Below are 22,858 nucleotides of genomic sequence, written 5' to 3' on the forward strand. Positions count from 1 at the left end.
GTGTCTTTCTTAATTGACCGTCAGGCTATCCGCCAAATTCTGAGCAGCTTCGCGCGCGCTTTGACGCGCGTTGGCGTCCTCCAACCAGCTTTGCATGGCAGCTTTGGCTGGATCTGGCAGCGCATCAAGTTCCGTCAGCGCTTCTTGAAGGTTTCCACCGTTCACAGCTGCTTCTGCGCGCGACAGAACCGCGTCCGGGTCGCTGCCTTCACGCGGCGTCACAGAACGCACATTCAACTGACGGCGGAAGAAACCACCGATACCGGAAACCTCTGTTTCCGGCACCTCAGCCCGCGCGGCCGCCAGCGCTGCCCGCGCCGCATCGGGGAAATTTTCCCGCAACACAGACATACTGGGAACACCCTCGCTCGCAGCGGCCCTCAGTGCATCCGGAACCTCCACCGGGGCAACCTCTTGCAGCGCGCCCAAAGCCGGTTCAAAGGTCTCTCCGCTGTCAACAGCCGTTACCACGCGCGTCAGTGCGGCCTGCGCCAAAATGCGCTGGGCGTCGGATTTTGCCAGCGCCTCGTCGGCACTGATCTGTTCCTGCAGCGCCTGAACAGCTGCCTGCAACACTTCGATTTCTTCGCTGTTGTCGGGCGCTTCAACTGGCTGTTGTACGATGGTTTCGACGGTCTCAACGGGCCGGGCTTCAACGGTATCAACCCGCTGCGTCAGTTCCGACACGACTGCCGTCAGGCGATCAATTTCGGACATCGCCGATTGCATTGCCGCATCAGACGCCAGACCCGTCAAATCCGGAGGCGTTGTTTCTGGTACCTCGACAGTTTCGAGTGCCTCAATCCGTTCATTCAGTGCCGATGCCTGCGCCACCAAAGGCGCCAGATCGGTGGCTTCACGCTGCATAGATGCAGGCAAGTATGCATCTAACTGATCTGCACGGCCCGCAATGAACCCCAACATCGCGGCCACTACGCCGCCAAAAACGGCCGGCCAGACTGAACTTTTCTCCTGAACAGGCGGCGGCGGGGAAGGTTTTTCTTCGATGACCTCTTCTGCGACTTCGTCGGAAACTTCGTCTTTTGTCTCAACTACCGCTTCGGTGGCGTCGTCCAGTTGATCGTCCTTTTCATCCTCTTTCAGTTCTGGATCTTGTTCCAGATCATGTTCTAATACGTCTGCAATAGGATCTTGTTCAGATTGAAGATGCTCTTCAACAGGACCATAGGGCTCTGGATCTTCAGAAACATTTTCCACCGCGGCATCCGTTGCCTCGTCGATCAAGGTACCTTCAAGGATTTGATTTTCGTCCAGGGGCGAACTGGCAGAGTCTAGCAGCTTTTCTGACGTTTCCAGTTCGGTCTCACCGTCAGACAATTTGGCAGGGTCATCTGCCTTTTGTTTCTTTTCTTTCGCCAAATCACTCACCCTTTTCGAATCTGCCCATGGGGCACCCTCGATCAACCTTACTCGCGCATACCTCTCCCCTCAACCCAAGCTGACTCGCGCGAGTAGTTTTTCAAGACCATCCAACATCGCCCGTGCGTTTGGGGATGCTGCGACATCAAGTGATCTACTGTTCAGGATATGAAGCGGTTCAGCCACTGCATCGCTCAAGCAAAGCAGATTTGGCGTCGCTTTCTTTGGGCAATTCTGAGCGAACTGATGCGCCGTACGAGGAGAGAACAGCGGAACAATCACGCGCTGATCTGCCTGCAAAACCGCAAGTGCGTCGCGATTGAGCGGTAACAGCCTCTGATCATAAAGCGGTACTCGGCGCGCGGTCAGGCCCGCCGCAGCAAGCTTTTCAACAATCGCGCCGCGTGTGTGGAGGCCGGACAAGTGCCACAATTTTGCGTCCGGCGGCTGTGCAATCAACGCATCAACCAATCCCGCAGAGGTCTCGCCAAGACAACGACCGCTCCAGCCCATTCGTGCGGCAGCCTGCCGTGTTGCATCCCCGACGCAATAAGCATCCCTGCCCAAACCCTCAGGCGCAAACCGGACACCGTTTGCGGATGTGAAAATCACGGCATCGCGCGCGCCAATGTTCGGAACTGCGTCATGTTGCACGATCTCAATCAGTGGGCTGAGCACCGCATGGACGCACCGCCGCATATCAACGGGCATCGCATCAAGGAACCGAGCATTGGATCCCTCCGGGCGAGTCATGATCACTGGTATCCGGGCAACGCTCATCAATGACCCTCAGGATTGTTTGCAACCATTTACGGTGTTACCTCCCGCCTCAGGCGCATGCAACGGGATCTCAACTTGGCACATTCATTTACAGTTCTTGGTTTGGAAAGCAGCTGCGATGATACTGCCGCGGCGCTTTTGCGGTGCGATGCGAAAGGCAAGGCGACGATTCTGTCGAGCATTGTGCATGGTCAATCAAGCCTGCATGCCCGGTTTGGCGGCGTCGTGCCGGAGATTGCCGCGCGTGCGCATGCTGAAATGCTTGATTTCTGCGTTGAAGAGGCTTTGAGCGAGGCCAACGTCTCTTTGAACGACATCAATGCCATCGCCGTGACGGCAGGTCCGGGACTTATCGGTGGGGTTGTGTCTGGCGTGATGTGCGCCAAAGGATTATCCATGGCTACAGGCGCGCCGCTTTACGGAATAAACCACCTCGCCGGTCACGCTCTGACCCCGCGCATGACAGATGACGTTGCGTATCCCTACTTAATGCTCTTGGTGTCAGGTGGGCATTGCCAGTTCCTGATCGTTCATGGGCCGCATCATTTCGAACGTTTGGGCGGCACCATTGACGATGCGCCCGGGGAAGCTTTTGACAAAGTCGCAAGGCTTGTGGGTTTACCACAACCCGGTGGGCCCTCTGTGGAGCAGGAATCGCTGCAAGGTGATGCGACGATTTACAGTTTGCCGCGGCCCCTTTTGGATAGGCCGGGTTGTGATCTGTCCTTTTCCGGGCTGAAAACAGCCGTATTGCGCACGCGCAACAAGATCATGGAAGAGCACGGCGGTCTTCCGCGACAGGCACGCTCAGATCTTTGTGCCGGGTTTCAGGCCGCAGTCGTCGACGTTCTTGCGGAAAAAACGGAGCGCGCCTTGGAGCTTTATTTGCAGAGCAAACCAACAAGACCCGCTTTATGTGTGGCAGGTGGCGTGGCTGCAAACAGCGCCATTCGGTCTAGGTTAGAGATTGTTTCACAGCAGTTGGGATCAGAGTTCATTGCGCCACCTCTCGTGCTTTGTACCGACAATGCAGCAATGATCGCCTTTGCAGCGCTGGAACAAATGGGGAGTCGCGAGGCGGACGATCTGACGCTTTCGGCACGGCCCCGATGGCCATTGGATGAAAAAAGCCCGGCAATGCTTGGCAGCGGCAAGAAAGGCGCCAAGGCGTGAGCGTTACGGTTTTGGGGGCGGGTGCTTTTGGCACCGCATTGGCGATTTGCTTGTCTAAAACCACACCAGTCACACTGTGGTGTCGGAACAACGAGCATGCAAAGGCGATGACTGAGCAGAAGCAGAACCGCGCGCGTCTGCCAGATTGTGCCTTTCCGGATCAACTGAGCGTCACCGCTTCATTGGCACAGGCTTGCAAGGCCGACGTTGTTTTGCTGGCCGTGCCTATGCAACAACTGCGCAGCTTCGTGGCGGCCAATGCCGAACACCTGCAACAAAAAACATTGGTCGCCTGCTGCAAAGGGATCGACCTTGAATCCGGCCTGGGTCCGTTGGAAATCCTGTCAAAAAGCCTGCGCGATACCACGAGCGCCCTGCTCACAGGCCCGAGTTTTGCACGCGATATCGCCAATGGCCTGCCCACAGGCCTGACACTCGCATGTGCAAACGACGAGGCAGGTCACAGATTGCAACACATGCTGTCCACACCAACCCTGCGCTTGTATCGAACACAAGATACTGTCGGCGCGGCACTTGGCGGCGCTCTGAAAAACGTCATCGCCATTGCCTGTGGCGCGGCAATTGGTGCGGGTTTGGGCGAAAGCGCACGGGCTGCCGTTCTGACCCGCGGATTTGCTGAAATGCAGCGCCTGGCCTTAAAGCGAGGTGCTGAACCAAACACGCTGTCGGGATTGTCCGGTTTTGGGGATCTGGTGCTGACCTGCACGTCTCTCCAATCCCGCAATTACAGACTGGGTGTTTCGTTGGGTGAGGGCGCCAAATTTGACCCCGAGACAACAGTCGAAGGCGCTGCAACCGCCCTTGCGGCACATAGGATGGCCGAAAAAGAAGGTCTCGACATGCCCATCACATCGGCAGTTGCGGGTTTGATCGAAAAGCGTTTGGATGTGAAGGAGGCCATGCATGGCCTTTTGTCTCGTAGCCTGAAGGAAGAATAAATGCTTGTTGCTCTCATCGCTCACGACAAACCTGGCGCTTTGCCGATCCGTCAGGAAAATCGCCCCGCGCATGTTGCCTATCTGAAATCGGGCGATGCGGTTCAACAAGCCGGACCTTTGCTGGACGATCAGGGCGAAATGGCTGGATCACTGATCATTCTGGATGTTGCTGATATGGAGTCTGCTCAGGCTTGGGTCGACGGAGATCCCTATGGCAAAGCAGGATTGTTCGCCTCCGTCCGGCTTGTCCAATGGAACCGGGTGATCGGCTGATGGCTTATTGGCTTTTCAAATCGGAACCCTCGACATGGAGTTGGGAAGATCAAATCGCCAAAGGAGACATTGGCGAGGAATGGGATGGAGTTCGCAACTATCAGGCGCGCAATTTCATGCGAGATATGAAAGTCGGGGATCTGGGCTTCTTTTACCATTCACAAAAAGAGCGCGCGATCGTCGGCATTGTCGAGGTCAGTACTGAGGCGCATGCAGACAGCACAACCGACGACCCCCGGTGGGAATGTGTGGATATCAAGGCGGTGACGTCTGTGAAAACACCTATAACGCTCGATGATGTAAAAGCAGACGAGCGCCTGTCCGATATGGTGCTGGTCCGAAATTCAAGATTGTCTGTGCAGCCCGTCACAGCACGGGAATGGCAGATCATTTGCGAGATGGCCGGCGTGCCGCAATAACGCGGCTGGCGCATCAAAGGCAGCTTACAACCCATAAAGGAGAGATCGTCATGGAATTTCTGAGCGTCGCAATCGCCGGAGTCGCTGGTTTTGTCTTTGGCGCTGTGTGGTACACTGGTTTTGCCCACAAATGGATGGTTGCCTCCGGAGTACCCCTAAACGAGGAGGGCGTTCCCGCAAACAGGTCAGACCCCGTACCTTACATCACCAGCTTGCTGGGCGCGATATTGGTGGCCGGCATGATGCGGCACGTGTTTGAGTTGAGCGGTATTGATACCATCGGCAAGGGGCTGGTATCCGGTTTCGGAATCGGACTGTTTTTGGTAAGTCCTTGGATCGCAACTTTTTACAGCTTTGGCGCGCGTCCGAAAACGCTGATCCTGATAGATGGTGGATACGCAACTTTCGGATGCACCGTGATTGGCACAGTCCTCATGCTGTTCTAAGCGCGCTTTTTTGTCGTAGAAAAAGATGAAGGGTCCCGACAATATGCCAGAACCCTTCTTCACCCCACGTGCACTTCACCCACTGCACGAGATCAAAACTGGTCCTGGCCATGCTGGCCGGATGAGTTAGTGATACATGCAAAGGCTTGGAAGCACAAACTTTCAATAGTTTAAAAGCCCGACAAAAATGAAACGCTTCCTTAGGAAGAGGAAGCGTTTCCAGGTAAATTCAGCTGTTGTCAGCCGTATACGGTTTCTTTGCCAAAGTGCTTTGTCAGCATATAATACACGACTGCCCGATACTTGTTACGCTCGGATTTGCCGTAAGTTTCAATGGTTTTTTCAATCGCCGCAGAAAGCTCCGGACCGTCGGACAATCCAAGCTTCTTAATCAGGAAATTGTTTTTTACCGTCTCTATTTCGCTGGCTTGGCTGCTTGCAACTGTCGCCGCATCTGCATCATAAATCGACGGACCACACCCAATGGTCACTTTGGTCAACAAATCCATATCCGGTGTCATCCCGCATTTTTTCGTCAGATCGTCTGCATATTGCGCGATCAAATCGTCTCTCTTACCCATAAATAGTCCCCGTCATTTAAAAATATGGCCGTTTTGGGCCTTCACAGAAAAAAGCGTAGCAATCAAAGTGTTTTGGAAAAAGGGGGAAATTTTTCCCGGACGCCTCTCGGCGGAATTGACCCATCAACAGGAGATACGCCGCTGAAAGCTGATCAGCAGCAGCACCTCCCGTCGCCGACCACGTGCCCTCGACTACACCGGTGTGGCAATCAGTTGATTGCCAATTGTGACAAGCTCGCAAGCGCGGGCGTTTATCGGAATTCAATCCACAGATTCACGAAATTTCTATCTTGCATTGCAAGTGGCAAAGTCATGTGTAAGGTCGCATTTCAGTGTCCGCCAGAAGCGCATAAATCATAGGCCGCATGTTCTGTTTTCGCGGCCTTCATTTCAATCGGCACCGAACCCGCCTCAAATTCCAAGTTAAATGACGATCAGATCTGAAACGCAAAGCTGCTCGAAGGCTATTTGTCAAACCTGCGAAACTGCCCGGAATCATTGAAAGCCCGTCCGGAAAAGATGACAGCGACTGCTTGGAGACAAGCAATTAGGTTTCCTCCCAATGCCCAGAAGCCAGCAGCTTAACCAACGCAGACCAAAGGGTTTTGGGAGGAAAAAATGCTGTGATCAGTAGCGATAATGCTCCGGCTTGAACGGGCCTTCTGGGGCAACGCCGATGTAGGCCGCTTGATCAGCATCCAGTTTGCTCAACTTCACACCGATCCGATCAAGGTGCAGCCGCGCAACTTTTTCATCCAGATGCTTGGGCAAGATGTAGACATCATTCTTATACTCATCGCCTTTGGTCCACAGCTCGATCTGAGCCAGAACCTGATTGGTGAAGGATGCAGACATCACAAAAGATGGGTGACCTGTTGCGTTCCCAAGGTTCAGCAAACGCCCTTCGGAAAGCAGAATCAAGCGATTGCCATTTGGCATCTCGATCATGTCTACTTGTTCTTTGATATTGGTCCATTTGTGATTTTTCAGGGCGGCAACCTGAATTTCGTTGTCAAAGTGTCCAATGTTGCCGACGATGGCCATGTCTTTCATCTCGCGCATATGCTCGATACGGATAACGTCTTTGTTGCCCGTGGTCGTGATGAAAATATCGGCCGATCCCACCACATCTTCTAGCAACACAACCTCAAAACCATCCATGGCGGCCTGAAGCGCGCAAATCGGATCAACCTCGGTCACCTTGACGCGCGCGCCAGCCCCGCGCAATGAGGCCGCAGAGCCTTTGCCCACATCACCGTAGCCCATTACCACGGCGACTTTGCCTGCCATCATTGTGTCCGTCGCGCGGCGAATGCCGTCGACCAGCGACTCTTTACAACCGTATTTATTGTCGAACTTTGATTTGGTGACAGAATCGTTCACGTTGATCGCCGGGAAGGGCAACTGGCCATCTCGCACCAATTCATAAAGGCGGTGCACACCAGTCGTTGTTTCCTCGGAAACGCCTACAATCTGGTTGCGCATTTTGGTGAACCAACCAGGACTGGCCTCAAGACGCTTTTTGATCTGTGCCTTAATGGCGACTTCTTCTTCAGAGCCTGGCACCGGAATGACTTCCTCACCCGCCTCAGCACGAGCACCCAAAAGAATATAGAGCGTGGCGTCACCCCCATCATCAAGGATCAGGTTGGGGCCTTCCTCGAACATGAAGGATTTGTCCAGGTAGTCCCAATGCTCCTCCAAAGTCTGACCTTTGATCGCGAAAACAGGAGTACCGCCCGCTGCGATCGCCGCTGCGGCGTGATCCTGGGTAGAAAAAATATTACAGGACGCCCAGCGCACATCCGCGCCCAACGCAACCAGTGTTTCAATCAGAACTGCAGTCTGGATAGTCATGTGCAAAGAGCCAACGATGCGTGAACCCTTGAGCGGCTTGCTCTCACCATATTCATCGCGCAGAGCCATCAACCCCGGCATTTCAGTTTCCGCAATGTTAAGCTCTTTGCGCCCGTATTCAGCAAGTGCTATGTCTTTTACAATATAGTCGTTAGTCATGAGATCAGATTCCTATCTGCGCGATTTGCAGCGCAGATAGCACCCGCGATAGCATGAAACAATCCTTCAGGTTGAATCTCTATGAACTCATCGTTTATTTTTGCGCGTTGAAGCAATTTCGCCCCGCAGAACAGCCTATCCAAAACACGAAGTCAGAGCGTTTTAATCCCCACCCGAATGGTCCATTTTGACCGCCTGACATGTCAGTAACGGGTGGCGATCCAACATCAGATGCGTTTAGTTGCAGATCTGACGTATGACGAAGAAATCGAGCGGTTAGAATATGGCAAAACCGAAACGCGCGTGGCAGCGAATGTTATCGGGTCGCAGGCTTGATCTGCTGGATCCGACACCTGTCGATATTGAAATCGAAGATATTGCGCATGGGCTGGCCTTTGTGGCGCGTTGGAATGGTCAAACAAGTGGGGACTACGCATATTCTGTAGCTGAGCATTCCTTATTGGTGGAAACCCTTTTCAGCCGGATTTCGCCAAAGGCGCCCGCCAAATGGCGACTTGCAGCGCTGCTTCATGATGCACCCGAATATGTGATCGGTGACATGATTTCTCCGGTTAAGGCAGCCGTTGGCCCGGGATACGGCGCATTGGATGACCGTCTCACTGCGGCTGTGCACATCCGCTTTGGCTTACCGGCTGCAGTACCGGCACCGGTCAAGAAGCAGGTCAAAAAGGCAGATAGGATTAGTGCCTGGATGGAGGCGACACAAATTGCGGGATTCTCCGTCACCGAAGCAAACAGATTATTTGGCGCACCCGATACGGCGATTGTCGACGGTTTGAAAATTGTGCTGCGACCGCCTTTGGAGACCAGAAATGCGTTTACTCATCGGCACGATGAACTTTTGAAGGCCATCGGATGATTCAGGTTCGACCGGCAATGGCATTGGACAGCGGATCAATGGCCAAGCTCCTCAATGCCATTATTGAAAGGGGCGGAACAACAGCCCTCACCCGCCCGGTCACCGCAACAGACATCACAGAATGGATGAACGCTGCACCGGGCCGGTCAGCCTGGCATGTGGCGGTCAATGAACGAGAAGAGGTTGTCGGATTTCAATGGATCGCACCGCATGTCTTGTTACCGCCCCAGGCCGTTGATGTCGCCACATTCGTTCAGATTGGACAGTCCGGCCTTGGCATAGGCTCGGCGCTGTTTGAAGCGACGTCGAAGGCGGCCAAAGCGCTGGGTTACGACTGGATCAACGCGACGATTCGCGCGGACAATGAGGGCGGATTGACATATTATCAAAGCCGTGGGTTCAGAGACTGGCATTTCGACGAAGGCGTTGTGCTCGACAGCGGCCAGGTCGTGAACAAGATCAGCAAACGATTTGATGTCTAGTTGGTCAAGATGGCCAGAAGCCGTTCTTGGATAAGACATTAACGTGGTGAACGCTTAGCCAAAATGCGCTGTAAAGTCCGGCGATGCATGTTGAGCCGCCGCGCCGTTTCGCTGACATTTCGATCACATAGCTCGAACACGCGTTGAATATGCTCCCAACGCACGCGATCAGCGCTCATCGGGTTTTCAGGAGGCGGCGGAAGATCATCACCGCGCGCCAACAGAGCATTCACGATGTCCGCCGCATCCGCTGGTTTTGACAAATAATCCGTCGCCCCGATTTTTACGGCCGCAACAGCGGTTGCAATAGCACCGTATCCAGTCAGAACCACCACCCTTACATCCGGGCGATGCTCGCGCAGAACTTCCACAACGTCGAGACCATTTCCATCTTCAAGTCGCAGATCTATGACCGCGAACGCCGGTGGCCGGGCTGTCGCAATTGCCTTACCAGCAGCGACGGAATCCGCCATCTCGACCGAAAAACCACGTTTTTCCATTGCTTTTGCAAGACGACGCAAAAATGGTTCGTCATCATCCACCAATAACAGGCTGGTGTCATCTCCAAGTTTCAGTTCTGCTGCATCCTGCATCGGAAGCCTTCCTTAGCGCACTCAATATGATCACTTATATGTTTCAGTAAGGGGGCTTCGTCAAATTTCCCGGACATACGCAGGAAGAATCACGCGTTTTCAGCAAAGCAGGATACGGTTTTCACCATATCATCTACAGAGGTCTCTCGGCGGAAAAACTCCACGAACCCATGTTCAGGTAACACCAGATAACTAAAGGTGGAGTGATCGACGAGGTAGTATTCATCATCGTCGTCATGTGCCTTGTAATACGTGCGATATGCCTCGCTGGCAGCTTTCACCTGCTCGGGTGATCCAGTCAGGCCAATCATACGTTCATGCAGGTTTTCAGCAAAATCCCCGACAACTTCTGGCGTGTCTCTTTTGGGATCGATTGAGATAAATACTGGCGTGACGGAGATGTTATTCTCTGCCAGAACATCCACAGCTTCCGCGTTGCGCGCCGTATCGATCGGGCAGACGTCAGGACAAAAAGTGTACCCAAAGTACACAATAGAAGGCTCAGTGATCACATCCGTGTCCGTTACAGTTTCTCCCCGGCTGTTGACCAATTCGAATGGACCACCAATGGACCCGGCGCCACCGGCCACCTGGCTTGCGCGACATTGGGCAAACTGATCGTTTCCCTGCGACGATTGAGAGGCATACCAGATACCGCCAAGAAGTCCGGCAATTGCGAGGGCAGAAATCGAGGCAATATAGCGCATGGGTTTCGCTTCTCCTGAAGTGCGTTAGGGTATCATTATCAAATTGAAGACCTAACGTCCTGCGACATCTATGCAACTCAACAAGCGGTGAGCAGAATGCCCCAAACCGACCTCAGACCTCTGAGCGGCGACACCCGCGCAAACTGGATCCGGCTTCGGACCATGATTTTACTGCGCTGGTTCGCCATTGGGGGTCAGTTAACGGCGATTGTTGTTGCGCAATACTGGTACGGCTTACAGCTTGAAATCGGCCTGTGTTATTTCGTTGTTGGTGCGTCAGTCATTGCCAATCTCGTCGCCATTTTCGTGTTTCCAGAAAACAAACGTCTGAGCGAAGTTGAAAACATGCTGATGGTCATGTTCGATTTGTTGCAATTGAGCGCTCTTTTGTTCCTGACAGGCGGACTTCACAACCCGTTTGCGCTTCTGATGTTGGGGCCGGTTACCATTTCAGCCGCCGTGTTGACGTTAAGATCGACGGTCGTGCTCGGCAGTACAGCGATCATCATGGTGTCATTGCTGTCTCGACTCTACTTGCCGCTTCAAACAGAAAACGGGACCGTCCTTGAATTCCCTCAGCTTTTTGTGTTCGGGAACTGGATCGCCTTGATCATTGCAATTGTTTTCATCAGCGCCTATTCGGTCCGTGTCACATCAGAAATACACTCAATGTCAGACGCTTTGGCGGCGACACAAATGGCGCTGGCGCGTGAACAGAAACTGACGGACCTTGGGGGCGTGGTTGCAGCCGCCGCACATGAGCTTGGCACCCCTCTTGCGACCATCAAGCTGGCAAGTGGTGAACTCTACGAGGAGCTTTCCGACAGCCCTGACTTACGCGAAGATGCAGCTTTGATCCGCGAGCAGGCGGACCGTTGCAGGGACATCTTGCGTGATATGGGGCGCGCCGGGAAAGACGATCTTCATCTGCGCCGTGCGCCTTTGATGGCTTTGGTCGAAGAGGCGGCAGAACCGCATATGGAGCGCGGTAAGCCGGTGCATTTCATCCACCTCGATGATCCGGTTCTTCAGCCCGTTATTCACAGAGAACCCGAAATAATCCACGGGTTGCGAAATTTGATCCAGAATGCAGTCGACTTTGCCGCAAGCGAAGTCTGGATTGAAGCGGGCTGGAACGAAGATACTGTTTCCCTTCGAATCATGGATGACGGCTGTGGATTCCCAGCCCACTTGTTAGGCAGGATCGGGGATCCTTTTATGCGGCGCAGACCATCAGTATCGCATAATGACCTGCGTCCTGAATATGAAGGTATGGGTCTGGGCTTGTTCATCGCCAAGACACTTCTGGAACGTTCAGGTGCCGAGTTGCAGTTTGCCAATGGGCGCGACCCGATCGGTCGACCGGTCGAAACTTCGCTCAGCTTGGGCGCGGTTGTCAAAGTTACCTGGCCCCGGAGCAGAATCGAAGTACGTAAAGACTTTGACTCAGTTGGATTGGGTGAAAACCGCCCCATAACCGCCTGATCAGAGCTCAAAGTTAACCTGGAATTAACTAAGCTGAGTGAACAGTAAACTTAACTTCAATCAGGATAGGAAATTAAGGCTTATGCCTTTGTGGGACATTGCTGCCATTTTGGGAGCTGCTGGGTTGAGCGCCGCAGCCGGGTTGCTTTGGATCAGCCGGTCTTCGCAAAAACCAATGAATGTCGCGCCGTCAAACCTTTCCGGAAAAAAACCGGATGGCATCTCCTTTCTGTTTGATCAGGAAGATTTGCACCACGCTTCTGAAACCGCTCAACAGTTGTATCAGGTCTCCCCGGGAGAAGACGACTGGCAGACATGGCGTGACCGGATGTTGAACCGATTTCCCGCTTTGCCGGAAAAACCTCATCTAAATCAAATCGATGGCATGACGATCGAAGCGCGCCATGCCGAAGACATTGCCACCCTGAAACTCACGCACAAGGGCCAGTTCACACAGGTTCAGATGAACGACGACCGGATGGTCAATGCGGCGCAATCGCAGAAACTGCGTACCATTCACCGTGAGCTTGCCGATCTGCGGCGCGCCAGTGACACGACTCCACATGCGGTTTGGCAAATCGACGCACAGGGTCAAGTAACATGGTTCAACCTCGCTTACGAAGACCTGTATGACAAGCTGCACAGGTCAGCACCACAGCCCGAAAAGCCAGTTTTTGAAGTCGCAAACTCAAAGACCGCAAAGGTCGGCCGGCAACGAGTGTCCACTCAGTCGAGCATAGACGGCAACAAGGACTGGTACGATGTAAGCGCCGTGACGGTCGGCGACATCACGATTTTCCACGCGGTTGACGTAAATGCGGTGGTCAAATCTGAGGCTGCCCAGCGCAATTTCGTCCAGACATTGGCCAAGACTTTTGCGCAGCTCGCAATCGGGTTGGCCATTTTTGACCGAAACGGTCAGTTAGTGCTGTTTAATCCAGCCCTGATTGACCTGACGGACCTGCCTGCTGAATTCCTGAGCGGCCGGCCGACGCTTTTGTCGTTCTTTGATCGGATGCGCGAAAATCGTCGCATGCCGGAGCCAAAGAACTACCACTCCTGGCGCCAGGAAATTTCCGAGGTGATAGCCGCTGCGACTGACGGCCGCTATCAGGAAACATGGACCCTTGAAACCGGTCAAACTTACCGCGTCCGTGGACGGCCCCATCCAGACGGAGCCATTGCTTTTTTAATTGAGGACATCAGCGCGGAAGTCTCTCTGACGCGCAATTTCCGTGCGGAACTGGAACTTGGCCAATCCCTGATGGACACCTTCGATGAAGGCCTCGTTGTGTTTTCCTCGACCGGGGTACTCACGTTTTGCAACCTTGCCTACCGGGAACTCTGGGGTCTGGACCCCGACAACTCCTTCGCAGACGTCACAGTTTTGGACTCAGTCGAGGCATGGAAACAGCAATGCAAATCGGGTGCGCGCTGGGCGGCTCTGACCGATTTTGTCCGAAACATAAGCGAGCGCACATCCTGGGAAATGCCCGTCACATTGCATGACGGCGCGCTATTGTCCTGCACCGTCTCGCGCATAGCGTCCGGGGCGACCGTCATTCGCTTTATCAAAACCGAAACCCCCATTGCAAAGCTTGAAGCACCCAAACTGGATTCGCGCACCCTATAGGTCGGGTTAAACCTTGCAGCCACAGCCCTGCGCGGTAAGCATGGGTTATGGCGGAAAACTCCCTTTCTCTGGTGTTACGGTCTGGTGACGCAACGGCATCTGCGGCAGCGCTTTTGGCCAGCCAGCTTCGGTCCGGTGATACGATCCTGCTCCACGGTACGATAGGTGCGGGGAAAACGCATTTCGCCCGTGCGATTGTACAGTCGCTTCTGACCGCCCCAGAAGACGTGCCATCGCCAACGTTTACTCTTGTGCAAACCTATCAGACCCGATTTGGCCCACTTTGGCATTCCGACCTCTACCGCATTGGAGCAATGGATGAAATTGAGGAGCTTGGTCTGCTGGATGCTTTCGATGTTGCGATTTGTCTGGTTGAATGGCCGGATCGTCTGGGAACCTTATGCCCGGCCTCTGCCTTGAACATTTGGCTGGAAGATGGAACCAACGAGGACGAAAGAAAACTGACCGCGACCTGGGTCGATACGCGCTGGGACCCAAAAATGACATGTTGGACTAAGCTATGAGTCGCGAAAACGACCTAAAGGACTTCGTGGAATGCGCCGGATGGGGGCATGCAAAAATCACACCGCTCGCCGGAGATGCGTCCAATCGCAGGTATGACCGATTACATCTGCCAGACGGGCAAAGCGCGGTGCTGATGGACGCTTCGCCTTTCAAAGGCGAAGACACGCGCCCTTTTGTCCACATTGCGACCTACCTGCACGAGATCGGCCTGAGTGCGCCGCAGATCCATTATTCGGATTTAGAAAACGGGTTCTTATTGATTGAGGATCTGGGAGATGACCTCTTTGCGCGTATCATTTCTGTCAATCCTAAACTGGAACTTCCGCTATATGAGTGCGCGGTCGATGTTCTTTCGCACCTGCACCGGTCGCCTCCGCCCGATCTGAAACCCTACAATGCAGCCATAATGACACCATTGGCAGCTCTGGCTTTTGACTGGTATCAATTCGGTGCCCAAGGTCGCATGGATGTGCCCGCGCGCGACATATTTTCAGACGTTTTTGCAAAGCTGCTCGCACCGCTGGACGCCCAGCCACAGGTGTTGATCCAAAGAGACTATCATGCGGAAAACCTTCTCTGGCTACCGCATCGCAAAAGTGTCGCGCGGGTGGGTTTGTTGGACTTCCAGGACGCAATGCTGGGCCACACTGCCTATGATCTGGTCTCGGTGCTACAAGATGCCCGCAGGGACGTCCCGGCGCAGCTCGAGAAAGCCATGATTGACCGGTTTCTGGAGCAAAATCCGCAAGACGGCGATCAGTTTCTGTCGGCTTACGCCATTCTTGGCACACAACGTAACCTGCGTATTCTGGGTGTTTTCTCGCGCTTGTGCCTGAAGGCAGGCAAAACGCATTACATTGATCTCATTCCTCGTGTCTGGGGTCATATCCAGACAAATCTGAAACATCCCGACCTGCATGACATCGCCAGGCTGGTAAACCAATTACTGCCACCACCAACGCCCGATATACTGGACAGACTGAGATCAAAATGCGCGACTTTCCCGGATCGTTGATGCTGTTTGCCGCCGGCTTTGGCGCTCGCATGAAACCACTTACAAACAATCAGCCCAAACCAATGGTCAATGTCGCAGGCAAGCCCTTGATTGAACACGCTTTGGATCAGGCGACCGGGGTCGCGATTGATCACATCGTTGCCAATGTGCACTACAAACCTGAGCCGCTTGTCCGACACCTTGAAGGTACCGCCGTACAAACCGTTCTGGAAGCACCTGAGATTCTCGATACTGGCGGTGGTTTGCGAAATGCCTTGCCGCTGCTGGGACCGGATCCGGTTTTCACACTGAACACCGATGCTGTATGGGTCGGACCAAGCCCGCTTGGACTGTTGCGTGATGCATGGAAGCCTAACGATATGGATGCTTTGCTGATGTGCATCCCCGTCTCCAACGCCCATGCTTATCAGGGACAGGGCGATTTCGCGATCGGCGATCAAGCGCAACTCGCGCGCGGGCCGGGGTATGTCTATGGTGGTGCCCAAATCATTAAAACGGATCAGTTGAAAGACATCGACGAGTCAAAATTCTCCCTCAATGTTTTGTGGGACCGGATGCTCAAGGGAAACCGGCTTTTTGGGCTAAGCTATCCCGGCCAGTGGTGTGACGTCGGTCATCCGGCAGGCATCAGTATTGCGGAAGACCTTTTGGCAAACTCAGATGTTTGACGACGCGACCACGCACAGGCTTTTTGGCATCGCGCCAGGGATTGATTTTCCGCGTGAGCTTGCAAATGGTCTGGCGTCGCGATTGGCCGGGCATCCCCCAGAAGCAATGGCGCGGGTACAGCTGATCGTGAACACCCGCCGGATGCAGCGCAGGCTGCACAATCTTTTTGCCGAAGGCCCGGCGCTGCTGCTGCCGCAAATCAGGTTGATTACCGAACTTGACGGAATAGACCCTGGCGTTGGCGTGCCGCAAGCCGTGCACCCTTTGCGGCGCCGTTTGGAATTGATCGCCTTGGTCTCTCAACTCCTGAACCAGCAAAAAGATCTCGCGCCGCGCTCTTCGCTCTATGACCTTACCGATAGTCTGGCCTCCTTGATGGACGAAATGCAGGGAGAAGGTGTCACGGCTGATGTCATCGCAAATCTTGATGTCACAGACCAATCTGGTCACTGGCAACGCGCCTTGCGTTTCATTCAAATCGCACAAGAATACCTCAATAATGCCAGCACTTTACCTGATAACGAGGCGCGTCAGCGTTCCATCGTGACGGCACTTGCGGCAAAATGGGATCTCGAGCCCCCAGAAAACCCGGTGATCATTGCGGGTTCGACAGGATCGCGCGGCACCACGATGTTGCTGATGAAAGCCGTCGCGCGTTTGCCGCAGGGCGCGCTGGTCATGCCGGGGTTTGACTTTGAGATGCCCGCTGCAATCTGGTCGCACCTTGAGGATGCGCTGTTGTCCGAGGATCATCCGCAATTTCGCTTTCACAAGCTGATGTCAGAACTTGGCGCGTCCCGCGGCGATGTCAAAAATTGGCACCACACCCAGCCGCCGTCACGCGCGCGCAATGCGCTTGTTTCACTGTCACTGCGCCCGGCACCTGTAACGGATGCATGGCTGACCGAAGGTACAGATCTGAAGGATGTCCGGGGGGCGACGGGCGATGTAACCCTTTTGGAAGCACCAAGCCCGCGAGATGAAGCATTGGCAATTGCCCTGCGGCTCCGTCAGGCGGCAGAATTTGGTGAAACCGCGGCGTTGATTACCCCAGATCGGGTTTTGACCCGGCAGGTCAGTGCCGCACTTGATCAATGGACGATCCTGCCAGATGATTCCGCCGGGACGCCGTTGCATCTGTCGCCACCGGGCCGTTTTCTGCGTCACATTGCAGGTCTGTTTGTGCGACGCCTTGACGCCGAGGCTTTACTGACACTCCTCAAGCATCCGCTTTCACACAGTGGATCAGGTCGTGGGCCGCATGTACTGAATACGCAACGGCTGGAACTGAGGGTGCGTCGGAAAGGTCTGCCGTATCCTGATGCAAGTGGCATTGCTCAATTGCTGCAAAAAGCCGTGACAAAATCAGAGGATCAAGCGAAAATTGATGCATGGGCGCAGTGGGTTGGTGCCGTTTTTTGCGGCCATCTGAGTGATGAAATACGCCCTTTGTCAGAGTGGGTCGAGAGGCATATCGCCCTTGCAGAAGCTATTTCAGCGGGTGGGGATAGCGATGATCCCGGGGAGTTGTGGCAAAAGAAAGCGGGCCAGAAAGCGCAGGAGGTCATGCGTAATCTGACGCAACAGGCGGGTTTTAGCACGATCATGACCGCGTCTGATTACAGCGATCTGGTTGGTGCACTGCTGTCTGGCGAAGAGATCCGCGACCGGGATGCACCGCACCCCAACATCATGATCTGGGGTACGTTGGAAGCCCGCGTTCAGGGCGCGGATCTTGTGATTTTGGCCGGTCTCAATGATGGTACCTGGCCCGAAGCGCCACCCCCGGACCCTTGGCTCAACAGGGCGTTGCGACATCAGGCGGGTCTGTTATTGCCCGAACGACGCATTGGGTTGTCCGCGCATGACTACCAACAGGCTATCGGTGCGAAAGAGGTTTGGCTGACACGCTCGATCCGATCTGATGATGCCGAAACAGTGGCCTCGCGCTGGGTGAACAGATTGCGGAATTTGCTTGCGGGGTTGCGCGATCAAGGTGGTCCACAGGCCTTGAGCGACATGCTCGCGCGCGGTGATTTATGGCTCGCAAAGGTTCGCGCGTTTGAGCAGGTAGAGCGAACCGAGCCTGCCAAACGACCCTCTCCACGGCCCCCAATTGGTGCCCGTCCGCGCGATCTTTCTGTTACTGAAATCAAACGCCTGATCCGCGATCCCTACGCAGTTTATGCCAGACATGTGTTGAAACTAAATCGCCTTGGCCCGCTGGTACAAAGTCCGGACGCGCTTATGCGAGGAACCGTGGCCCATGACATTATGGAACGCTTCGTCAAAGAGACACTGGCGGATCCTACCCTGTTGAGCGCAAAGCATCTAAGCCATGTCGCCCAAACAGTCATGACCCAAGAAGTCCCATGGCCCGCCGCCCGCGCGATGTGGTTGGCCCGCATCGACAGAATCGCCCAATGGTTTGTGGATCGTGAACAAGACAGGCGCACCTATTCCACTCCGGTCGCCTTTGAAGGTCAGGCGAAGGGCAAGCTGGTCTGGCCAGAAATTGGATTTACGCTGACCGCCCGTGCGGATCGGATAGATCAATCTACAGACGGTGATGCGCTGCTTTACGATTATAAGACCGGAAAGCCACCAAGTGCCAAACAGCAAGGCACTTTTGACAAACAGCTCTTGATTGAAGCCGCCATGATCGAAGAGGGAGCCTTTGAAACACTTGGCGTACACCACGTTGCAATGGCCATATTCATTGGATTAGGGTCGAATCCAGAGGAAATCCCAGCGCCATTGGACAACGAGCCCCCGCGTGAAGTTCTCACAAACCTACGCAAATTGATCGACACCTATCTGAGTGCGGAGCAAGGCTTTACCGCCCGTCGCATGATGCAGGAAGATAAAATTGCGGGCGATTACGATTTGCTCGCCCGATTTGGGGAATGGGACGCCACCGATGATCCGATCCCAGAGGATCTGAAATGATGCAGCGCGATGAGGCAAGTGAAGCGCAGGTCAGGGCGGCACGACCCGATGCCTCGACGTGGCTGGCGGCAAATGCAGGATCCGGCAAGACGCGCGTACTGACCGACCGCGTCGCGCGACTGCTGCTTGATGGCGTACAACCACAACACATTCTATGTTTGACCTACACCAAAGCCGCCGCGTCAGAGATGCAAAACCGGTTGTTCAAGCGTCTTGGAGCCTGGGCAATGTTGCCAGCAGAGGAGCTCGCAGCATCATTGCAGGATCTAGGTATTGAAGGACAGATCAGCACGGACCGGCTGCGTGATGCCAGAACGCTTTTTGCCCGTGCTATTGAGACCCCTGGCGGTTTGAAAATCCAAACGATCCACTCGTTTTGCGCGTCTTTGTTGCGACGGTTTCCCCTGGAAGCCCAGGTCAGCCCGCAGTTCACAGAAATCGAAGACCGGGCCGCGGAGTTATTGCGCGCCGAGATTGTCGACCAAATGGCGGACGGGCCTGATGCCGCGCTGATCGATGGCATCGCGCAGCATTACACCGGCGAGGATTTCAGCAAATTGACGCGGACGGTGATCACTCACCGCGAAGCGCTACGTGAACCCTTGAATTTGCCTAAGGTCCTAGGGATTTTCGATCAGCCACCAGATTTGACACAGCAAGGTGTCGCGAATTCTGTCTTTCTGGGCGGAGAAGAAAACCTTATCGCCAACATCATTCCAGCGCTGCTTGAGAAAGGCGGCAACGACGCGAAAGCGGGCGAAAAACTTACGAACTTGGGCGTTTTGGGTTTTGACGCTTTATCCAGGCTGGAAGGTGTTTTTCTGACTGGCGGATCGGCCAAATTACCTTTTTCTGCTAAGATCGGGAGCTTTCCAACCAAACCCACACAGACGATCCTGACTGATCACATGGACGCGCTCAATGCGTTTATGTCTCGGGTTGAGACCGCGCGCGACGCACGCTTGTCGCTGAATGCAGCGGTGAAAACGCAAGCGCTCTATGAGTTTGCGGCACGATTTATCAAACACTACGAGGGTCAAAAACTGCAACGTGGCTGGCTGGATTTCGATGACCTGATCCTGAAGGCGCGCGATCTTTTGAACGACCCCGCCGTGGCAGCATGGGTGTTGTTCCGGATCGACGGAGGGATCGATCACATATTGGTAGATGAGGCGCAGGATACCAGCCCGGCACAATGGGATGTCATCCGAAAACTAGCCGCCGAATTTTCCAGCGGTGAAGGTGCGCATAAAGACACCGCGAGAACCCTTTTCGTCGTTGGGGACAAAAAACAATCGATCTATTCCTTTCAAGGGGCCGACCCAAAAGAATTCGACCGGATGCAAGCGGAATTCAAATCGAAATTGGAAGCCGCGACGCAGGAATTTCAGAGCCTAACACTGGCCTATTCCTTCCGATCTTCCGACGCCATTCTCAAAGTAGTTGACGCCGCCTTTGAACATCAAAGTGAAGCGGGCTTTGCGCAGGACGCAAAACACATTGCGTTCAAGAACGACCTCCCCGGACGGGTCGATATTTGGCCCTTCGTTGAAAAACAAAAAGACGAGGATGATCGGCTCTGGTACGAACCGCTGGATCGACGCGGCGCGCGGCATCATGCAGTCATCCTTGCGCAACAGATTGCGAGCCAAATCAAGCAAATGATCGCGGATAAACAAACGATCCCGGTGGATGTCCCAAATAGCATTTCGCAAGCAAAACGGCCGGTGACACCGGGTGATTTTTTGATCCTGGTCCAGCGACGATCTGAATTGTTTGCTGAGATCATCCGAGCTTGTAAAGCGCACGACCTGCCAATCGCTGGCGCAGACAGGCTCAAGGTCGGTGGCGAATTGGCAGTGCGCGACCTAGCTGCGCTTTTGTCCTTTCTGGCGGTGGCAGAAGATTCCCTCTCGCTCGCCACAGCGCTCAAATCGCCGTTGTTTGCGTGGTCAGAGCAGGACCTTTATAAGTTGGCACAAGGGCGTAGCGAAGAACATCTATGGCAGACTCTGCGCAATCAGGCAGAGGCCTATCCGCAAACCATGGCGGTTCTGAACGACCTGCGGGCGAACGTCGATTTTTTACGTCCCTACGACCTGATTGAACGTATTCTGACACGCCATCGAGGACGTCGAAATCTTCTGTCACGCTTGGGGAACGAGGCGGAGGATGGGATCAACGCGCTGCTCTCGCAGGCCTTGGCGTATGAGCGCAATGCAATTCCCAGCCTCACCGGTTTTCTGGTCTGGATGGAAACCGATGATCTTGAAATCAAACGCCAGATCGACAGCGCCTCTGATCAGATCCGCGTCATGACCGTGCATGGCGCCAAAGGGTTGGAAGCGCCCATCGTCATCTTACCGGATACCGGTAAACGCGATATCCAAATCAAGGATGATATCGTGAAAATGAACGGGCATGCGGTTTGGAAAACCAATTCGGCCGACATGCCGAGCGTCATGTCCAACACAATTGACGCATTGAAGGCAACCCAGTTTGAAGAACGTCTCAGGCTGCTGTATGTGGCTCTAACGCGGGCTGAAAAGTGGCTTATCATCGCCGCAGGCGGTGAGCTATCCAAGAAATACGACAGTTGGTATCAGATCGTGGACGCCGCGCTGGAACAGTCGGGCGCGCGCGAAATCCAGTTTCAGGGTCTGGGCATCAAACGCCATTCTTACGCAGATTGGGATGCACTTCCATTTGCACAGGACGTTTCCCAAATAGACGAAACCGTCATGTTGGATGAGTTTTACAAAACCCTGCCACCAGCCATTCCAGAAAGTTTGGAAACCCTGTCCCCGTCTGATCTTGGCGGCGCAAAGGCCTTATCAGGCGAACAAGGTCGAAGCGAAGAAGCCGCGAAAGCCTATGGCACCTTGGTCCATAAGTATCTTGAACTTCTGAGCACAGTGCCAAGCCAAAAGTGGCCTGACATGATAACTTCGCTGCGCGCCGCTGATCCGGATAATGCTGATCACGACGACGCCGAAACCGAAGCATGTCGGGTATTGAAAGCGGATGCTCTTGCGGCCCTTTTTGCTGATAATTCACTTGGCGAGGTCACTGTATCCGCGCCGTTTGGGAATGCACATCTGTCAGGTGTCATTGACCGGTTGGTTGTAACCAACGACCGGGTTCTCGCCTTAGATTTTAAAACAAACCAAACCGTGCCCTCCCGCCCGGAGGATTGCCCCGAAGGAATTTTGCGTCAGATGGGCGCCTATGCCCACGCATTGGGCCAAATCTATCCAACACATCACATCGAAACCGCAATTGTTTGGACGAACTCGGCGACGCTCATGTATCTGCCGCACGAAACTGTGACGAGAGCGTTACAAAGCACGCTACATCTTGACGTGGGAGAGGCGGCTACATAGGTTCACGGTCCAAGCATAGCCTGTCAGGAGAGCACGATGGCCACCCTTGCTGTAACCGACGAAACCTTCGACACCGAAGTGAAGAATTCAGACATCCCCGTCGTGGTGGATTTCTGGGCCGAGTGGTGTGGCCCTTGCAAGCAGATTGGACCATCACTTGAAGAGTTGTCCAATGAGATGGACGGCAAAGTGAAGATCGTCAAAGTCAATGTTGACGACAACCCGAATTCGCCTGCGCAAATGGGCGTACGCGGAATTCCAGCGCTGTTCATCTTCAAAGACGGCCAGGTCGTTTCCAACATGGCCGGCGCCAAGCCTAAAGCTGCCCTGCAAAGCTGGATCGAAGAGTCGATCTAAGGTACGCGACTGTCTGAGACCCGGGGCGTTCCAATGGAGCGCCCTTTCTTTTTGCCTTCCTCTTTTGACAGAACTTGCGATGTGTGGGCGCCAGGCGGGCTTGTACCCTCAATGACGGCGCGCCATATAGAGGATCACCAATAAGGAGGCCAA

Annotated in this window: 21 protein-coding genes; 15 read left to right on the forward strand and 6 right to left on the reverse strand. The window is 54.3% G+C overall.

Annotation, left to right across the window (positions count from 1 at the left end; all coding sequences use genetic code 11):
* Window positions 1-9: 9 nt before the first annotated feature.
* Complete coding sequence (locus R8G34_12370) at window positions 10-1,380, reverse strand: hypothetical protein (GenBank protein ID MDW3223657.1); 1,371 nt, start codon at window positions 1,378-1,380, stop codon at window positions 10-12.
* A gap of 69 nt (window positions 1,381-1,449) precedes the next feature.
* A complete protein-coding gene (locus R8G34_12375; GenBank protein ID MDW3223658.1) occupies window positions 1,450-2,133 on the reverse strand; it encodes a uroporphyrinogen-III synthase in 684 nt (227 codons plus the stop codon).
* Between the two features lie 102 nt (window positions 2,134-2,235).
* On the opposite strand from R8G34_12375, the gene tsaD reads away from it, so the two are divergent.
* From tsaD to R8G34_12400, 5 genes are read left to right on the forward strand one after another with little or no spacing between them, the layout of a single operon-like run.
* Window positions 2,236-3,333, forward strand: coding sequence for a tRNA (adenosine(37)-N6)-threonylcarbamoyltransferase complex transferase subunit TsaD (gene tsaD, locus R8G34_12380; GenBank protein MDW3223659.1), 1,098 nt, complete (start codon window positions 2,236-2,238; stop codon window positions 3,331-3,333).
* Window positions 3,330-4,292, forward strand: coding sequence for an NAD(P)H-dependent glycerol-3-phosphate dehydrogenase (locus tag R8G34_12385; protein ID MDW3223660.1), 963 nt, complete (start codon window positions 3,330-3,332; stop codon window positions 4,290-4,292). Before tsaD ends, R8G34_12385 begins: the two co-directional genes overlap by 4 nt.
* The gene (locus R8G34_12390; GenBank protein ID MDW3223661.1) at window positions 4,293-4,565 is read left to right on the forward strand and encodes a YciI family protein; all 273 of its coding nucleotides are present in this window, start codon (window positions 4,293-4,295) and stop codon (window positions 4,563-4,565) included. It abuts the gene before it with no gap.
* Window positions 4,565-4,984 (forward strand): EVE domain-containing protein, encoded by a 420-nt coding sequence (locus tag R8G34_12395; GenBank protein ID MDW3223662.1) that lies wholly within the window; start codon window positions 4,565-4,567, stop codon window positions 4,982-4,984. The genes R8G34_12390 and R8G34_12395 overlap by 1 nt, the downstream gene beginning before the upstream one ends.
* 50 nt (window positions 4,985-5,034) lie before the next feature.
* A complete protein-coding gene (locus R8G34_12400) occupies window positions 5,035-5,430 on the forward strand; it encodes a DUF1761 domain-containing protein (protein ID MDW3223663.1) in 396 nt (131 codons plus the stop codon).
* 239 nt (window positions 5,431-5,669) lie between these two features.
* Here R8G34_12400 and R8G34_12405 read toward each other — a convergent pair whose 3' ends face one another.
* A complete protein-coding gene (locus R8G34_12405) occupies window positions 5,670-6,011 on the reverse strand; it encodes a DUF2853 family protein (GenBank protein ID MDW3223664.1) in 342 nt (113 codons plus the stop codon).
* A 627-nt stretch (window positions 6,012-6,638) separates the two neighbouring features.
* Complete coding sequence (gene ahcY / locus R8G34_12410; GenBank protein MDW3223665.1) at window positions 6,639-8,027, reverse strand: adenosylhomocysteinase; 1,389 nt, start codon at window positions 8,025-8,027, stop codon at window positions 6,639-6,641.
* A gap of 283 nt (window positions 8,028-8,310) precedes the next feature.
* Between ahcY and R8G34_12415 the strand changes: the two genes are divergently transcribed.
* Both R8G34_12415 and R8G34_12420 read left to right on the forward strand, forming a co-directional pair.
* Entirely contained in the window at window positions 8,311-8,907 is a 597-nt protein-coding gene (locus R8G34_12415) for an HD family hydrolase (GenBank protein ID MDW3223666.1), read from the forward strand.
* Window positions 8,904-9,389, forward strand: a complete 486-nt coding sequence (locus R8G34_12420) for a GNAT family N-acetyltransferase (GenBank protein ID MDW3223667.1) — start codon at window positions 8,904-8,906, stop codon at window positions 9,387-9,389. The genes R8G34_12415 and R8G34_12420 overlap by 4 nt, the downstream gene beginning before the upstream one ends.
* A 38-nt stretch (window positions 9,390-9,427) precedes the next feature.
* Here the strand turns inward: R8G34_12420 and R8G34_12425 are convergent, their stop codons facing one another.
* Window positions 9,428-9,982 (reverse strand): ActR/PrrA/RegA family redox response regulator transcription factor, encoded by a 555-nt coding sequence (locus R8G34_12425; protein ID MDW3223668.1) that lies wholly within the window; start codon window positions 9,980-9,982, stop codon window positions 9,428-9,430.
* Between the two features lie 89 nt (window positions 9,983-10,071).
* Window positions 10,072-10,689: an SCO family protein gene (locus tag R8G34_12430; protein ID MDW3223669.1), complete on the reverse strand. Its 618-nt coding sequence runs from the start codon at window positions 10,687-10,689 to the stop codon at window positions 10,072-10,074.
* Between the two features lie 96 nt (window positions 10,690-10,785).
* On the opposite strand from R8G34_12430, the gene R8G34_12435 reads away from it, so the two are divergent.
* From R8G34_12435 to trxA, 8 genes are all read left to right on the forward strand, one after another.
* The gene (locus R8G34_12435; protein MDW3223670.1) at window positions 10,786-12,174 is read left to right on the forward strand and encodes an ActS/PrrB/RegB family redox-sensitive histidine kinase; all 1,389 of its coding nucleotides are present in this window, start codon (window positions 10,786-10,788) and stop codon (window positions 12,172-12,174) included.
* Window positions 12,175-12,256: 82 nt separating this feature from the next.
* Window positions 12,257-13,807: a PAS-domain containing protein gene (locus R8G34_12440; GenBank protein MDW3223671.1), complete on the forward strand. Its 1,551-nt coding sequence runs from the start codon at window positions 12,257-12,259 to the stop codon at window positions 13,805-13,807.
* A 47-nt stretch (window positions 13,808-13,854) separates the two neighbouring features.
* Entirely contained in the window at window positions 13,855-14,331 is a 477-nt protein-coding gene (gene tsaE / locus R8G34_12445; GenBank protein ID MDW3223672.1) for a tRNA (adenosine(37)-N6)-threonylcarbamoyltransferase complex ATPase subunit type 1 TsaE, read from the forward strand.
* Entirely contained in the window at window positions 14,328-15,347 is a 1,020-nt protein-coding gene (locus tag R8G34_12450; GenBank protein MDW3223673.1) for a phosphotransferase, read from the forward strand. The genes tsaE and R8G34_12450 overlap by 4 nt, the downstream gene beginning before the upstream one ends.
* Complete coding sequence (locus tag R8G34_12455) at window positions 15,323-16,015, forward strand: nucleotidyltransferase family protein (protein MDW3223674.1); 693 nt, start codon at window positions 15,323-15,325, stop codon at window positions 16,013-16,015. Before R8G34_12450 ends, R8G34_12455 begins: the two co-directional genes overlap by 25 nt.
* Window positions 16,008-18,965, forward strand: a complete 2,958-nt coding sequence (gene addB / locus R8G34_12460; protein MDW3223675.1) for a double-strand break repair protein AddB — start codon at window positions 16,008-16,010, stop codon at window positions 18,963-18,965. The genes R8G34_12455 and addB overlap by 8 nt, the downstream gene beginning before the upstream one ends.
* On the forward strand, window positions 18,962-22,348 hold the full coding sequence (gene addA / locus R8G34_12465; protein MDW3223676.1) for a double-strand break repair helicase AddA: 3,387 nt from the start codon (window positions 18,962-18,964) through the stop codon (window positions 22,346-22,348). Before addB ends, addA begins: the two co-directional genes overlap by 4 nt.
* Window positions 22,349-22,384: 36 nt before the next feature.
* Entirely contained in the window at window positions 22,385-22,705 is a 321-nt protein-coding gene (gene trxA / locus R8G34_12470) for a thioredoxin (GenBank protein ID MDW3223677.1), read from the forward strand.
* Window positions 22,706-22,858 lie beyond the last annotated feature (153 nt).

The organism is Paracoccaceae bacterium (genome assembly GCA_033344815.1).
Taxonomy (GTDB): domain Bacteria; phylum Pseudomonadota; class Alphaproteobacteria; order Rhodobacterales; family Rhodobacteraceae; genus Roseobacter.

Coding starts and splice junctions, on each gene's coding strand:
- R8G34_12425 (MDW3223668.1), bottom strand. CDS start 9,982: ATGCAGGATGCAGCAGAACTGAAACTTGGAGATGACACCAGCCTGTTA.
- tsaE (MDW3223672.1), top strand. CDS start 13,855: ATGGCGGAAAACTCCCTTTCTCTGGTGTTACGGTCTGGTGACGCAACG.
- ahcY (MDW3223665.1), bottom strand. CDS start 8,027: ATGACTAACGACTATATTGTAAAAGACATAGCACTTGCTGAATACGGG.
- R8G34_12400 (MDW3223663.1), top strand. CDS start 5,035: ATGGAATTTCTGAGCGTCGCAATCGCCGGAGTCGCTGGTTTTGTCTTT.
- R8G34_12440 (MDW3223671.1), top strand. CDS start 12,257: ATGCCTTTGTGGGACATTGCTGCCATTTTGGGAGCTGCTGGGTTGAGC.
- R8G34_12390 (MDW3223661.1), top strand. CDS start 4,293: ATGCTTGTTGCTCTCATCGCTCACGACAAACCTGGCGCTTTGCCGATC.
- R8G34_12430 (MDW3223669.1), bottom strand. CDS start 10,689: ATGCGCTATATTGCCTCGATTTCTGCCCTCGCAATTGCCGGACTTCTT.
- R8G34_12375 (MDW3223658.1), bottom strand. CDS start 2,133: ATGACTCGCCCGGAGGGATCCAATGCTCGGTTCCTTGATGCGATGCCC.
- R8G34_12415 (MDW3223666.1), top strand. CDS start 8,311: ATGGCAAAACCGAAACGCGCGTGGCAGCGAATGTTATCGGGTCGCAGG.
- R8G34_12405 (MDW3223664.1), bottom strand. CDS start 6,011: ATGGGTAAGAGAGACGATTTGATCGCGCAATATGCAGACGATCTGACG.
- R8G34_12450 (MDW3223673.1), top strand. CDS start 14,328: ATGAGTCGCGAAAACGACCTAAAGGACTTCGTGGAATGCGCCGGATGG.
- trxA (MDW3223677.1), top strand. CDS start 22,385: ATGGCCACCCTTGCTGTAACCGACGAAACCTTCGACACCGAAGTGAAG.
- R8G34_12435 (MDW3223670.1), top strand. CDS start 10,786: ATGCCCCAAACCGACCTCAGACCTCTGAGCGGCGACACCCGCGCAAAC.
- addB (MDW3223675.1), top strand. CDS start 16,008: ATGTTTGACGACGCGACCACGCACAGGCTTTTTGGCATCGCGCCAGGG.
- R8G34_12420 (MDW3223667.1), top strand. CDS start 8,904: ATGATTCAGGTTCGACCGGCAATGGCATTGGACAGCGGATCAATGGCC.
- addA (MDW3223676.1), top strand. CDS start 18,962: ATGATGCAGCGCGATGAGGCAAGTGAAGCGCAGGTCAGGGCGGCACGA.
- R8G34_12455 (MDW3223674.1), top strand. CDS start 15,323: ATGCGCGACTTTCCCGGATCGTTGATGCTGTTTGCCGCCGGCTTTGGC.
- R8G34_12395 (MDW3223662.1), top strand. CDS start 4,565: ATGGCTTATTGGCTTTTCAAATCGGAACCCTCGACATGGAGTTGGGAA.